General features: G+C 61.6%; 10 protein-coding genes. 8 read left to right on the top strand and 2 right to left on the bottom strand.

The window, feature by feature from the left end; genetic code table 11:
• Positions 1-41: 41 nt before the first annotated feature.
• The 6 genes from DYL59_RS09145 (at position 42) to DYL59_RS09120 (ending at position 10,339) form a co-directional block, all read left to right on the top strand.
• Entirely contained in the window at positions 42-1,769 is a 1,728-nt protein-coding gene (locus tag DYL59_RS09145; protein WP_135288889.1) for an autotransporter assembly complex protein TamA, read from the top strand.
• A complete protein-coding gene (locus tag DYL59_RS09140; protein WP_135288888.1) occupies positions 1,769-5,440 on the top strand; it encodes a translocation/assembly module TamB domain-containing protein in 3,672 nt (1,223 codons plus the stop codon). The genes DYL59_RS09145 and DYL59_RS09140 overlap by 1 nt, the downstream gene beginning before the upstream one ends.
• A gap of 239 nt (positions 5,441-5,679) precedes the next feature.
• Positions 5,680-6,150, top strand: coding sequence for a MarR family winged helix-turn-helix transcriptional regulator (locus DYL59_RS09135; RefSeq protein ID WP_135288887.1), 471 nt, complete (start codon positions 5,680-5,682; stop codon positions 6,148-6,150).
• Positions 6,150-7,601 (top strand): efflux transporter outer membrane subunit, encoded by a 1,452-nt coding sequence (locus DYL59_RS09130; protein WP_135288965.1) that lies wholly within the window; start codon positions 6,150-6,152, stop codon positions 7,599-7,601. The genes DYL59_RS09135 and DYL59_RS09130 overlap by 1 nt, the downstream gene beginning before the upstream one ends.
• Positions 7,602-7,616: 15 nt before the next feature.
• Positions 7,617-8,810, top strand: coding sequence for an HlyD/EmrA/EmrK family protein (locus DYL59_RS09125; RefSeq protein WP_135288886.1), 1,194 nt, complete (start codon positions 7,617-7,619; stop codon positions 8,808-8,810).
• Complete coding sequence (locus tag DYL59_RS09120) at positions 8,810-10,339, top strand: DHA2 family efflux MFS transporter permease subunit (protein ID WP_135288885.1); 1,530 nt, start codon at positions 8,810-8,812, stop codon at positions 10,337-10,339. Before DYL59_RS09125 ends, DYL59_RS09120 begins: the two co-directional genes overlap by 1 nt.
• A gap of 154 nt (positions 10,340-10,493) precedes the next feature.
• Here the strand turns inward: DYL59_RS09120 and lpxH are convergent, their stop codons facing one another.
• Both lpxH and DYL59_RS09110 read right to left on the bottom strand, forming a co-directional pair.
• Complete coding sequence (gene lpxH / locus DYL59_RS09115; RefSeq protein ID WP_135288884.1) at positions 10,494-11,243, bottom strand: UDP-2,3-diacylglucosamine diphosphatase; 750 nt, start codon at positions 11,241-11,243, stop codon at positions 10,494-10,496.
• 2 nt (positions 11,244-11,245) lie between these two features.
• Positions 11,246-11,746, bottom strand: coding sequence for a peptidylprolyl isomerase (locus tag DYL59_RS09110; protein ID WP_135288883.1), 501 nt, complete (start codon positions 11,744-11,746; stop codon positions 11,246-11,248).
• Between the two features lie 247 nt (positions 11,747-11,993).
• Here DYL59_RS09110 and DYL59_RS09105 point away from each other — a divergent pair, with 247 nt between their 5' ends.
• The gene (locus DYL59_RS09105) at positions 11,994-13,694 is read left to right on the top strand and encodes a glutamine--tRNA ligase/YqeY domain fusion protein (RefSeq protein WP_135288882.1); all 1,701 of its coding nucleotides are present in this window, start codon (positions 11,994-11,996) and stop codon (positions 13,692-13,694) included.
• 21 nt (positions 13,695-13,715) lie between these two features.
• On the top strand, positions 13,716-15,104 hold the full coding sequence (cysS, locus tag DYL59_RS09100) for a cysteine--tRNA ligase (RefSeq protein WP_135288881.1): 1,389 nt from the start codon (positions 13,716-13,718) through the stop codon (positions 15,102-15,104).

Here is a 15,104-nt window from a genome sequence, read left to right as displayed (position 1 = left end):
GAGTTCTAACAACCTCCCAAGCTCGTGTAGCATCCGCGCCTATGAAGTTTCCAGGAAGATACACCAGCGGCTTGATTCTGCTGTTCACAAGCTGCGGCGCCTTGGCGCAAAGCGAATTGGACGTGCGCATCAAACCCTCAAACGACGCGTTGAAAGCCAACATCGAAGGCTACATCGGCGGGGTGGGCGATCGTGATGAAGAGGCCTTGCTGCGGTTCAGCCGTGGCGCTGAGGAGCAGGCGCGCAAAGCCGCCCAGGCCTTGGGCTTTTATCAGCCACAGATCGAAAGCGATGTGAAGGGCGGCAAGAACCCGCGCCTGACCCTCACCATCGACCCCGGCGAGCCGGTGCATTTGCGCAACGTGACCATTCGGGTCGACGGCCAGGCCGCGAACCTCAAGGCGTTTCGCGTGCCCGTCAGCGACGACCTCAAATCCGGCGCCGTGCTCAACCACGGCCATTACGAAGACGCCAAGCGCCTGATCCAGAACCAGGCATCACGCTACGGCTTTTTCAGCGGGCGTTTCACCCGCCAGAAACTCTCGGTAGATCCCCAGGCGGGTGTTGCCGATATCGAGCTGATCTACGACAGCGGCCCGCGTTATACCTTGGGCCAGGTCAACTTCAAGGGCGACACACCCTTCGATGACGAGTTGCTGCAACGCATGGTGCCGTTCAAAAGCGGCACGCCCTACGACTCCGAACTGATCGCCGAACTTAACCAAAACCTGCAAGGCAGCGGCTTCTTTGAAGGCGTGCGCGTGGACGCAACACCTGCTGCCTCGACCGATGATGTGATCCCGGTGGCCGTGCAACTGGAAACCCGCAAGCCGCGCACCATGGGCCTCGGCCTGGGCTACTCGACTGACGTGGGGCCGCGCGGCAAGGCCAACTGGACCCGCCATTGGGTCAACCCCCAGGGCCATAGCTACGGTTGGGAAGCCGAACTCTCGGCGCCGCGCCAGAACGTCGGCCTGTGGTACGACATTCCGTTGGACCCGCCCCTCACCGACAAACTGCGCTTTGCCGGTGGCTACCAGAATGAAGAAATCGCCAACACCGACACCGTGAGTAAATTGCTCACCTTAGGCCCTGAATGGCACAGCAAGTTGCCCAGCGGCTGGACCCGGGTGATCTCGCTCAAATACCAGCGCGAAGAATATCGCCTGGGCAACGACTCGGGCCTCAGTAACCTGGTGATGCCTGGCGTCAGCTATTCATACCTGCGCAGCGACAACCGTATCGACCCCCACAACGGCTATCGCCTGCAATTTGATTCCAAGGTGGCCAAAGAGGGCCTAGGTTCCGACACCAACCTGCTTTACGGCACGGCCATGGTCAAAGGCCTGACCACCCTGTGGGACAACCACCGTTTCCTCGCCCGCGCACAAGTGGGCGGCAGCGCCACCAACGGCTACAAATCGGTGCCACCGTCGCTGCGCTTCTTTGCCGGTGGCGACCAGAGCGTGCGTGGCTACGAGTACCAGACCCTGTCACCCGAGAACGACCGGGGCGACCGCATCGGCGGGCGCTATATGGTGGCGTTGAGCGCCGAGTATCAATACTCCATCACCGACAAATGGCGGGTCGCGACCTTTGTCGACCAGGGCAACTCCTTTAACAGCCTGGACCTGCCCAGCCTGAAAACCGGTGTAGGCATCGGTGTGCGCTGGGTTTCGCCGGTGGGGCCGATCCGCCTCGACCTGGCCCATGCCCTCGAAGATCCGGGCGGCGTTCGATTGCACTTTTCCATGGGGCCTGAGCTGTGATGCGTGGTGTGAAAATAGCGGGGCTGGCCGTGGTGGCTGTCCTCGCCCTGGTGTTGCTGGCTCTATGGACGGTGCTCGGCACCCAGGCGGGCAGCCGCTGGGCGTTGGGCCGTGTGCCGGGGTTGACGGTGGAGAATTTCCAAGGCCACTTAGGGGGGCAGTGGAGCGCCGATCACCTTCTATGGCAGCAGGATGGCAGCCGTGTCGAACTCACCACATCGACGTTTGACTGGTCGCCCGCGTGCCTGTTGCGCATGACCCTGTGCATCAATCAGTTGGATGTGGACCAAGTCAGCCTGCAATTTGCGCCCAGTACCGAGCAGAGCAGCGGGCCGATCCAACTGCCCGAGTTGAAACTGCCGATTGCCATTCAGTTGGGCGACGTTCGCGTCGGTAGCCTGCTGTATAACGGCAGCGAAGAACTCAAGGGCCTGCAACTGGCGGCGCACTGGACCACCGCCGGTATGCAGATCGACTCGGTGCACTTGCAGCGGGACGGCCTGGTGCTGGACCTGACTGGCCTGCTGCAACCCATCGGCGATTGGCCGTTGACCGCCAGCGGTAACCTGAGCCTGCCGTACGCGCCGGGCGGGGCGCCGTGGAAGGTCGCGCTCAAGGTCGAAGGCGACCTGCTCAAGACCCTCAAACTCGACGCTGACAGCAGCGGTTACCTGCCCGCCAAACTCGCGGGCGAGCTGCAACCCTTGGCGGATAACCTCCCCGCGCAGTTGCACATCACCGCCGATGGCTTCAAACCCAGCGCCGACCTGCCCGACACCCTGCAACTCAATCAGCTGGACCTCAGCGCCAAGGGCGACCTGAAAAGCGGCTACCAATTGCTGGGCAAGGCGGTGCTACCAGCGGAAAAAGGCCCGGTGGACCTGCTGCTGCAAGGCAGGGTTGACGCCAAGGGCGCACAGCTCGCCGGGCTGGACCTGACGGCGGGCGACAAACAAAGCCTCAAGCTCAGCGCTCAATTGGATTGGCAACAGGGTTTCAGCGCCGACGCCAAGATCGACTGGCTGGACTTCCCCTGGCATCGCCTCTATCCACTGATCGACGAGCCCCAGGTCGTGTTGCGCACCTTTAACGGTGAAATCGCCTACAAAGACGGCAACTATCTGGGCAACCTCACGGCCGACCTCGATGGCCCAGCGGGCAAGTTCAATGTGGTCACGCCGTTCAGCGGCGACCTCAAGCAAATCTTCCTGCCTGAGCTGAAACTCACTGCTGGGCAAGGCAAAGCCGAAGGCCATCTGAACCTACAGTTTGCCGATGGCATCGCCTGGGACACGGCGCTGGACCTGTCGGCACTGAACCCCGCGTACTGGGTCGCAGAACTGCCCGGCACCCTGGCCGGCCCGTTGCGCAGCAAGGGCGAGTTTAAGAACGAGCAACTCAAGCTCAACGCCGACCTCGACCTCAAGGGCCGTCTGCGCGGGCAAACCGCTGTGCTGGCGGCCAAGGCCGAAGGCGCGGGCGAACAGTGGACCCTGGCCAACTTGGATATTCGCCTGGGGGACAACCGCATCAACGGCAGCGGCAGCCTGCAACAGCGCCTGGCCGGGCAGATCGATATCAAGCTGGCACGCCTGGCCCAGCTGTGGCCGCAACTGCGCGGGCAAATCAACGGCCGCCTCGACGTGGCCGGTAGCCTCAAGGCGCCCCAAGGCAAGCTTGACCTCAAGGGCCAGCAGCTGGCGCTTGCCGATAATCGCCTGCAAAACCTGACCCTTGATGCGACGCTGGACAGCGCCCAACGCGCCAAGATCGACCTTAAGGGCAGCGGTATCCAAGCCGGCGAGACCCAGGTGGGCACCCTCACTGCCAGCGCCCAGGGCGATATCAAAAGCCAGAAAGTGCAGTTGGACCTGGCCGGCCCATTGGTAAAACTGGCCCTGGCGCTGGACGGCAACCTCGACAAAGGCAACTGGCGCGGGCGCCTGGCCAGTGGCGACGTGCAAGCCGGTGGCCAGGACTGGAAGCTGCAAGCCCCGGCCAAGATCGAGCGTCTGGCCGATGGCAAGCTGACCTTTGCTGCGCACTGCTGGGTCTCCGGCCCGGCCAGCCTGTGCGGTGAAGACCAGCGCCTGATGCCCGAGCCCAAGTTGCGTTACCACCTCAAGCAGTTCCCCATCGACAGCCTGGCGGCTTTTTTGCCCAAGGACTTCGCGTGGCAAGGCAAGCTCAATGCCGACGTGCAACTCGACCTGCCCGACAGCGGCCCTAAAGGTGTGGTCTCGGTAGACGCCAGCGGCGGCACCTTGCGGGTCAAGGACAAGACCCAGTGGGTGGACTTCCCCTACGATACGTTGAAACTGGAAACCACCCTCAACCCCAAGCGTATCGACACGGCGCTGAACTTTCGCGGCGGCAAACTGGGCGAACTGATGGTGCAGGCGCAGATCAACCCCCTGGCGAAGAACAAGCCGATCACCGGCACGTTCAACCTCGCGGGCCTCGACCTCGCCGTGGCGCGGCCGTTTGTGCCGATGGTGGAAACCCTCAGCGGCAAGCTCAACGGCAATGGGCGTATTTCGGGTGGTTTGCTGGAGCCCCAGGTCAACGGCAACGTGAACCTGGTGGGCGGTGAAGTCTCGGGGCCAGAGCTGCCCATCAGCCTTGAAGGCCTGAATGTGCAGGCGTTGATTGCGGGCGAAAGTGTGCAGCTCAATGGCGCCTGGCGCAGCGGCAAGGCCGGGCAGGGCAGCCTAAAGGGCCAGATCGACTGGGGCCGGGCCCTGGTGGTGGACCTCAGCCTGCAAGGCTCGCAACTGCCGGTCACGGTAGAGCCTTACGCTGTGCTGGAAGTGGCGCCCGACCTGAAAATCAGCCTCAAGGACGACAAGCTGGCCATCGCTGGCAAGGTTCGCATCCCCCGTGGCGATATCACCGTGCGCGAGTTGCCACCGTCTACCGTCAAGGTGTCGGATGACACCGTGATCGTCGGCAGCCAGACCGAAGAGGGCAAGCCGCCGATGGCCATGGCGATGGATATCGACGTGGCAGTGGGCGAAGACCAGCTCAACTTTTCGGGCTTCGGCCTCACCGCCAAGGTCCAGGGCCATGTGCATATCGGCGACAACCTCGATACCCGTGGCGAGTTGTGGCTCAACGATGGCCGTTACCGCGCCTACGGGCAAAAACTCGATGTGCGCCGTGCGCGCCTGCTGTTCGCCGGCCCCCTGGACCAGCCGTACCTCGACATCGAAGCCATCCGCAAGACCGACGACATCATCGCCGGTATCCGCCTGAGCGGCAGCGCCGAGCAGCCCACCACGCAAATCTTCTCGGAACCGGCCATGAGCCAGGAGCAGGCGCTGTCCTACCTGGTGCTGGGTCGTCCGCTGAGTACCACGGGTGAAGACAACAACATGCTGGCCCAAGCTGCGCTGGGCCTGGGGCTGATGGGCAGCGCCGGGGTTACCTCGGACCTGGCCAAGAACCTGGGCATCCAGGACTTTGAGCTCGACACCCAGGGCAGCGGTAACAATACGGCGGTGGTGGCCAGTGGCAAGATCACCGAGAAACTCAGCCTGCGTTATGGGGTGGGGGTGTTTGAGCCGGCGAGCACCATTGCGTTGCGGTATTTGTTGAGCAAGAAGGTGTATCTGGAAGTGGCCAGTGGGGTGGCGAGCTCCCTCGACATCTTCTACAAACGCGATTTCTAGAGCCTCACTGGGAATAAAAGTGTGGGAGGGGGCTTGCTCCCGATTGCGGTGGGTCAGCTACAAATAAGCTGACTGGTACGCCGCTATCGGGAGCAAGCCCCCTCCCACATTTGCCTGCATTCCAATTCAAGATTTCAACATTTACCAAGCAAGCTAATTATTCCATTTGACATTCGCTGCCTAAGCAGTAACATCTGGTCATACTTTCACTGCCTAGGCAGTAATAAGGTGACTTCCCAATGAAACACTTCACCCCCGACAACTTCCACAACTGCCACCTCGGCCTGTTACTGGGCCGTGCCGCTTTGCTCAAAGACCGCATCATCGACACTCATATGGAGCCGTACGGCATCACCGCCGCGCAGTTCAAGGTGTTGGTGATCATGGCGCTCTATGGCATCGACACCCCGGCCGAGCTGTGTCGCCACCTGTCGCTGGACAGCGGCTCCATGACCCGCATGCTCGACCGCCTGGAGCAGAAGGGCTTGCTCGAACGCCAACGTTCCGCCCAGGACCGTCGCCAGGTGCAGCTCGTACTCACTGCGGATGGCCAGAAACTGGCGGACACCTTGCCCCACGTCGGCACCGACGCCCTGAACCAACTGGCCGGCTCCCTGGAACCCGGCGAGTTGGAAGACCTGGAACGCATCCTCAAGAAAATTCTGATAGCCGCAGGTGACTCGATCACGCTGCTGCGGGTAGGTAAATGATGAACACACGTGCCCTTTGCCTGGTGTTGGTCGCCATGAGCATGGCCGGTTGCGCCAATTTCAGTGGCCTCGACACCCAAGGTAAACACCTCGACGCCAACACCCTGCAAACCGGTCAGTCTCTGAGTGGCGTGACGCTTTCGCAAGCTGCCTGGCCCAGCGCCGACTGGTGGAAAAGCCTCGGCGACCCACAGCTCGACAGCCTGGTCGTTGAGGCCCTGCAAAACAGCCCCGACATGCAAGTGGCCAGCGCCCGTGCCCACCAGGCGCAAGCCGCCGCCTTTGCCGCCGACGCCGCGCGCATGCCAACCCTGGATGCCAGCGCCGGTGTAACCCGTTCGCGCCTGGCCAAGGACCAGGATCCATTGGGGCAGGGCGATGCCTATTCCACCGTGCGTAATATCGGCGCCAGCTTCAATTACAACTTCGACCTCTGGGGTGGCCAGCGCGCCGCCTGGGAAGCCGCGCTGGGCGAGGCCCGCGCCGCCGAAGTCGACCAGCAGGCCGCACGCCTGACCCTGGCCGCCAACGTGGCCAAGGCCTACAGCGACCTGGGCCAGGCCCATATCGTGCGTGACCTGGCCAATGACGACCTCAAGCGCACCCGCCAAATGTTGGACCTGGGCCAGCGTCGCCTGAACTCGGGCATCGACAGCCACTACCAGTACCAGCAGACCGAAAGCCTGGAAGCCAGCGCCCAGTCGCAGCTGATCGATGCAGAGAAACAACTGGCGAGCGCCAAGATCGCCCTGGCGGTGTTGCTCGGCAAAGGCCCCGACCGTGGCAGCGAGCTGGCCCGCCCCAACGTGCTTACGCCCAGCGCCGTGGCCGTGCCGTCGGTGTTGCCGGCCGAACTGCTGGGCCGCCGTCCCGACCTGATCGCCGCCCGCTGGCGTGTGGAGGCCGCGAGCAAGAACGTGGCCGCGAGCAAAACCCGCTTCTACCCCAACCTCAACCTGAGCGCGAGCGCTGGGGCCGAGTCGTTGCTGGGGGATGCGATGTTCGGTTCGGCCAGCCGCTTCTTCAACATTGCGCCGACCATCTCGCTGCCGATCTTTGACGGCGGCCGCCTGCGTGCCGACCTCGATGCCCGCGATGCGGACTACGACCTGGCCGTGGCCCAGTACAACAAAACCCTGGTGCAAGCCTTGGGTGACATTGGCACCACCCTCGCGCAACTGCGCGACACCGGCCGACAGATCCAGGCCCAGCAGCATGCCGCGGACATCGCCCAGCAGTCCTACGACACCGGCCTGCAGCGCTACAGCTCCGGCATTGGCAACTACCTGGATGTGCTCAGCATTGAGCAGCAATTACTGCAGGCCCAGCGCCAGCTGGCAACCCTGAATGCCGCCCGGATCGACCTGTCGATTCAATTGATGCAAGCCCTGGGTGGCGGGTTCAACGCCGCAACCGTGGCAGCCGCCACCCCCGCAACGCGTACGGAATAATTTGAGGTATCAGTCATGGCCACTGCCGACAGCAACGCCGCAACAGAAAAAGACACCAACCCACGCAAACGCAAGGTCATGCTGATTGGCCTGGCGCTGATCGTCATCCTCGGCGTCGTGGGCGTATGGGGCTGGTATGAGCTTTACGGGCGCTTCAACGAAAGCACCGACGACGCCTATGTGAACGGCAACGTGGTGGAAATCACCCCGCTGGTCACCGGCACCGTGGTGAGCATCGGCGCCGATGATGGCGACTTGGTCCACGAAGGCCAGGTGCTGGTCAATTTCGACCCGAACGACGCCGCTGTGGGCCTGCAAAGTGCCCAGGCCAACCTGGCCCGCACCGTGCGCCAGGTACGTGGCTTGTACAGCAACGTCGATGGCATGAAAGCCCAGGTCAATGCACAGAAAGCCGACGTGCAAACCGCCCAAGACAACTTCAATCGCCGTAAAACCCTGGCCCAGGGCGGGGCAATTTCCCAAGAGGAGCTGTCCCACGCCCGTGACAGCCTGACCGCGGCGAAGAATGCCCTGACCAACCTTGAGCAACAACTCAAGACCAGCAATGCCCTGGTGGACGACACCGTGATCTCGTCCCACCCCGACGTGCAAGCCGCCGCCGCGCAATTGCGCCAGGCCTACCTGACCAATGCACGCAGCACCTTGATCGCACCGGTCACCGGCTATGTGGCCAAGCGCACCGTGCAATTGGGCCAGCGCGTGCAGCCAGGCACCGCGTTGATGGCGGTGATCCCGCTGGACCAGCTGTGGATCGACGCCAACTTCAAGGAAACCCAGCTGCGCAATATGCGCATCGGCCAGCCAGTGGACATCGAGTCGGATATCTACGGCAGCGACGTCAAGTTCAGCGGCACCATCGACAGCCTCGGCGCCGGTACCGGCAGCGCGTTCGCCCTGCTGCCGGCGCAAAACGCTACCGGTAACTGGATCAAGATCGTGCAGCGGGTTCCGGTGCGCATTCATGTCAACGCTGACGAGTTGGCCAAGCATCCACTGCGCGTAGGCCTGTCCACCGTGGTCAACGTGGACCTGCACGACCAGAGCGGCCCGGTACTGGCGCAACAGGCGCCGCAGAAGGCTAGCTTCACCACCAACGTATACGACCGCCAACTGGCCGAAGCCGACGCCATGATCACCCAACTGATCCATGACAACAGCATCGCCGCTCCCAAGGCTGTGCAACGCTAATGAGCAATAACGCCTCCTTCACGCCACCCAGCCTGTTGATGGCCACTATTGGCCTGTCGCTGGCGACCTTTATGCAGGTGCTCGACACCACCATCGCCAACGTGGCGTTGCCGACCATTTCCGGCAACCTCGGCGTGAGTTCGGAGCAGGGCACCTGGGTCATCACCTCGTTTGCGGTGAGCAACGCCATCGCCTTGCCGCTTACCGGCTGGCTGAGCCGCCGGTTTGGTGAGGTGAAGCTGTTCCTGTGGGCGACCATCCTGTTTGTGTTGGCCTCGTTCCTTTGCGGTATTTCCACCTCGATGCCCGAGCTGATCGGCTTTCGGGTGCTGCAAGGCTTGGTGGCGGGGCCGTTGTACCCGATGACCCAGACCTTGTTGATTGCGGTCTACCCCCCCGCAAAGCGCGGTATGGCGCTGGCGTTATTGGCGATGGTCACGGTGGTGGCGCCGATTGCCGGGCCCATCCTCGGCGGCTGGATCACCGACAGCTACAGCTGGCCGTGGATCTTCTTCATCAACGTGCCCATCGGCATCTTCGCGGTGATGGTGGTGCGTTCGCAGTTGAAGAAACGCCCGGTGGTCACCAGTTACCAGCCGATGGACTACGTCGGGCTGCTGAGCCTGATCGTCGGGGTTGGCGCGCTGCAGATCATCCTCGACAAGGGCAATGACCTGGACTGGTTCGAGTCCAACTTCATCATCGTGGGGGCGGCGATTTCGGTGATTGCCCTGGCGGTGTTCATCATCTGGGAACTCACCGACAAACACCCGGTGGTCAACCTGCGGTTGTTTGCTTACCGCAACTTCCGGATCGGCACCATTGTGTTGATCCTGGGCTACGCGGGCTTTTTCGGCATCAACCTGATCCTGCCGCAGTGGCTGCAAACCCAGATGGGCTACACGGCTACCTGGGCCGGGTTGGCGGTAGCGCCGATCGGTATCCTGCCGGTGTTGATGTCGCCGTTCGTGGGCAAGTACGCGCACAAGTTCGACCTGCGCCTGCTGGCGGGCCTGGCGTTCCTGGCCATTGGCTTGAGCTGCTTTATGCGCGCGGGCTTCACCAATGAGGTGGACTTTACCCACATCGCCCTGGTGCAGTTGTTCATGGGCATTGGCGTGGCGCTGTTCTTCATGCCGACCTTGAGCATCCTGATGTCCGACCTGCCACCGCAGCAGATCGCTGACGGTGCGGGCCTGGCCACCTTCCTGCGCACCCTGGGCGGCAGCTTTGCGGCGTCGCTGACCACCTGGATCTGGATTCGCCGGGCCGACCAGCACCATGCCTACATGAGCGAGAACATGACCACTTACGACTCCGCCACCCGCAATGCGCTGGACGCGTTGGGTGGGGCAGGGCAGAAGGCCTACACGCAGCTGGACCAGATCCTCACCAGCCAGGCGTACATGATGTCCACCGTGGATTACTTCACGTTGCTGGGGTGGATGTTCATGGGGTTGATGTTGCTGGTGTGGTTGGCCAAGCCGCCGTTTGGGGCCAAGGCTGGGCCGGAGGCTTCTGGGCACTGACTTCAGGACGTACTCGGTCAAAAATGTGGGAGGGGGCTTGCTCCCGATAGCAGTGGGTCAGTCAACATAGGTGTTGAATCTGCCACAGTCATCGGGAGCAAGCCCCCTCCCACATTTGGATCTTTGTTCACAATGGATCAGTGGTGTTTGAGGTTCAGGCCCCAGGCAACGCCAACTGCGGGTTCACAAAATCAAACGCCGCCAACTGAAACCCTTGCTCATCCACCTGCAACGCCCAGCCCTGCTTGTCCCAATCCCCCAGCACAATACGCTTGGCCGCCTGATCACCAATCTGCAGCTTATGGATGGCGGGGCGGTGGGTATGGCCGTGGACCAGGGTGCGCACGCCAAACTGTTGCATCACCTTCGGGACTTCCTCGGGCGTGACATCCACAATGTCGTTGGCCTTCATGCGCGTTTGCGCACGGCTCTCGCTGCGCAGCTTGCGCGCCAGCTTGTGGCGGGTGCGCAAAGGCAAATGCCGCAGGATAAACAGCACAATGGGGTTACGCAGGATGCGCCGCAGCTTCATATAGCCGACGTCGCGGGTGCAGAGGCTGTCGCCGTGCATCAAGAGCACTGGCTCGCCATGGAGCTGCACGACACTCGGGTCCTTGAGCAAGGTGGCACCTGCTGCTTTGCAGAACGCCTTGCCGATCAGGAAATCGCGGTTGCCGTGCATGATGAAAATCGGGGTGCCGCTGTCGCTCAGCTCACGCAGAGCCGCGCAAATCGAACGCTGGAAGGGGGTCATGCCATCGTCGCCAATCCAGGCTTCAAAGAAGTCCCCCAGAATGTACAACGCCTGGGCGCCACGGGCGCGGCCGTGGAGCAGATCCAGAAACGCCCGGGTGATGTCCGGGCGCTCCTCTTCCAGATGCAAGTCTGAAATCAGCAATATCACGCTTAGATGATCTCGGCTTTCTCGACGACTACGTCTTCTACCGGAACGTCCTGGTGACCCGCTTTGCTGGTGGTTTGCACGCCTTTGATCTTGTCAACGACGTCCTGGCCTTCGGTCACTTTGCCGAATACCGCGTAGCCCCAGCCCTGCACGTTCTTGCCGCTGTGGTTCAGGAAGGCGTTGTCGGCGACGTTGATGAAGAACTGTGCCGAGGCCGAATGCGGCTCCATGGTACGGGCCATGGCGACGGTGTACTTGTCGTTGGAAAGGCCGTTGTCCGCTTCGTTCTGGATGCTTGGACGCTTGTCTTTCTTCTCTTTCATGCCAGGCTCGAAACCGCCGCCCTGGACCATGAAGTTACCGATCACACGGTGGAAAACGGTGTTTTCGTAGTGGCCGGCGTTCACGTACTCGATGAAGTTGGCGACGGTGATCGGCGCTTTCTCGGCGTTCAGTTCGATGACGATGTCACCGTGGTTGGTGGTCAGTTTGACTTGAGTCATGGTCGTTTCTCTTTCAAGGAATTCGTGGGTGTGGACGCCGGGGCGCCTTACCGATTTGGCAAAACTTTGGCCAAGGGGCGCAGTTTAGCGTGACCTGTAGGAATTTCGAGGTGGTTTTTTACCGCCCATGCAATAAATGCAGCAGTTTTTGGCCACGCTCTGTCAGTGTCTTGACGGCTTCGGCTATTATGAGCGCTTTGTTTTATCTGGCCTTACCCGGCCACGAACCTGTCTGTTCAAGGATCCTATGAGCAAGCCCACTGTCGACCCTACCTCGAATTCCAAGGCCGGACCTGCCGTCCCGGTCAATTTCCTGCGCCCGATCATCCAGGCGGACCTGGATTCGGGCAAGCACACGCAGATCGTCACCCGCTTCCCGCCAGAGCCCAACGGCTACCTGCACATCGGTCACGCCAAGTCGATCTGTGTGAACTTCGGCCTGGCCCAGGAGTTCGGTGGCGTCACGCACCTGCGTTTCGACGACACCAACCCGGCCAAGGAAGACCAGGAATACATCGACGCCATCGAAAGCGACGTGAAGTGGCTGGGCTTCGAATGGTCCGGTGAAGTGCGCTATGCCTCGCAATACTTCGACCAGTTGCACGACTGGGCCGTTGAGCTGATCAAGGCCGGCAAGGCCTACGTTGACGACCTGAGCCCGGAGCAGGCCAAGGAATACCGTGGCACCCTGACCGAGCCGGGCAAGAACAGCCCGTTCCGCGACCGTTCGGTGGAAGAAAACCTGGACTGGTTCGCCCGCATGCGTGCCGGTGAGTTTCCGGACGGCGCCCGTGTACTGCGTGCCAAGATCGACATGGCCTCGCCGAACATGAACCTGCGCGACCCGATCATGTACCGCATCCGCCATGCCCACCACCACCAGACCGGTGACAAGTGGTGCATCTACCCGAACTACGACTTCACTCACGGTCAGTCGGACGCCATCGAAGGCATCACGCACTCCATCTGCACCCTGGAGTTCGAAAGCCATCGCCCGCTGTACGAGTGGTTCCTGGAGCACCTGCCGGTGCCTGCGCACCCACGTCAGTATGAGTTCAGCCGCCTGAACCTGAACTACACCATCACCAGCAAGCGCAAGCTCAAGCAACTGGTCGATGAAAAGCACGTGCATGGCTGGGACGACCCACGCATGTCCACCCTGTCGGGTTTCCGTCGACGTGGCTACACGCCTGCCTCGATCCGCAACTTCTGCGAGATGGTCGGCACTAACCGTTCCGACGGCGTAGTCGATTTTGGCATGCTCGAATTCAGCATCCGCAACGACCTCGACCACAGCGCCCCACGCGCCATGTGCGTGCTGCGTCCGTTGAAAGTCGTGATCACCAACTACCCGGAAGACAAGGTCGACAACCTCGAACTGCCGCGTCATCCGCAAAAAGAAGAACTGGGCGTGCGCAAGCTGCCATTCAGCCGTGAAATCTACATCGACCGCGATGACTTCATGGAAGAGCCGCCAAAAGGCTACAAGCGCCTGGAGCCAAACGGCGAAGTGCGCCTGCGTGGCAGCTACGTGATCCGCGCCGACGAAGCGATCAAGGACGCCGATGGCAACATCGTCGAACTGCGTTGCTCCTACGACCCGGAAACCCTGGGCAAGAACCCTGAAGGCCGCAAGGTCAAGGGCGTGATCCACTGGGTGCCGGCTGCGGCCAGCATCGAGTGTGAAGTGCGCTTGTACGATCGCCTGTTCCGCTCGCCGAACCCTGAAAAGACCGAAGACAGCGCGAGTTTCCTCGACAACATCAACCCTGACTCCCTGCAAGTACTTACGGGTTGTCGTGCCGAGCCGTCGTTGGGCGAAGCACAGCCGGAAGACCGTTTCCAGTTCGAGCGCGAAGGTTACTTCTGCGCGGATATCAAGGACTCGAAACCTGGTGCTCCGGTATTCAACCGTACCGTGACCTTGCGTGATTCGTGGGGCCAGTGATTCAGTCTTAAGGGAATCGTCGTGTTAACGATCTACAACACACTCAGCAAGACCAAAGAAGTCTTCAAGCCGCTCGATGGCAACAAGGTGCGCATGTACGTGTGCGGCATGACCGTGTACGACTACTGCCACATCGGCCACGGCCGCAGCATGGTGGCCTTCGACCTGGTGACCCGCTGGTTGCGTTTCAGCGGCTATGACTTGACGTACGTGCGCAACATCACCGACATCGACGACAAGATCATCAACCGCGCCAACGAAAACGGCGAGTCGTTCGACGCGCTGACCGAGCGCATGATCGCCGCGATGCACGAGGACGAGGCACGCCTCAATATCCTTAAGCCGGACATGGAACCGCGTGCCACGGACCACATCCCCGGCATGCACGCCATGATCCAGACCCTGATCGACAAGGGTTACGCCTACGCCCCAGGTAATGGCGACGTGTACTACCGCGTCGCCAAGTTCATGGGCTACGGCAAGCTGTCGCGCAAGAAGATCGAAGACCTGCGCATCGGCGCACGCATCGAAGTGGACGAAGCCAAGCAAGACCCGCTGGACTTCGTGCTGTGGAAAGCCACCAAGCCGGGCGAGCCGAGCTGGGAATCTCCATGGGGCGCCGGGCGTCCGGGCTGGCACATCGAATGCTCGGTGATGTCCACCTGCTGCCTGGGCGAGACCTTCGACATTCATGGCGGCGGCAGCGACCTTGAGTTCCCGCACCACGAAAACGAAATCGCCCAAAGCGAAGCCGCCACCGGCAAGACCTACGCCAACGCCTGGATGCACTGCGGCATGATCCGCATCAATGGCGAGAAGATGTCCAAGTCCTTGAACAACTTCTTCACCATTCGCGACGTGCTGGAAAAGTACCATCCAGAGGTTGTGCGTTACCTGCTGGTGTCGAGCCACTACCGCAGCGCCATCAACTACTCGGAAGATAACCTCAAGGACGCCAAAGGCGCCCTGGAGCGGTTCTACCATGCGTTGAAAGGCTTACCCGTTGTCGCCCCAGCCGGTGGCGAAGCGTTCGTTGAGCGCTTCACCCAGGTGATGAACGACGACTTCGGTACCCCCGAAGCTTGCGCCGTGCTGTTCGAAATGGTGCGCGAGATCAACCGCCTGCGCGAGAGCGATCTCGATGCAGCGGCGGGTTTGGCGGCGCGCTTGAAAGAGCTGGCCAGTGTGCTGGGGGTTCTGCAAATGAAGCCTGAGGACTTCCTGCAGGCTGGCGCTGAAGGGCGTGTGGATGCGGCCGAAGTGGATGCACTGATCCAGGCGCGTCTGAACGCACGTACCAACAAGGACTGGGCGGAATCCGACCGTATCCGCGACCAACTCACTGCCATGGGCGTGGTGTTGGAAGACGGCAAGGGTGGGACGACGTGGCGGTTGGCTGATCAGGCTTGA

This window comes from Pseudomonas kairouanensis, assembly GCF_004682055.1.
Classification (GTDB): Bacteria; Pseudomonadota; Gammaproteobacteria; order Pseudomonadales; family Pseudomonadaceae; genus Aquipseudomonas; species Aquipseudomonas kairouanensis.
Note: the sequence above shows the minus strand (reverse complement) of the source record. Positions and strands in the feature narration are given on the sequence as shown.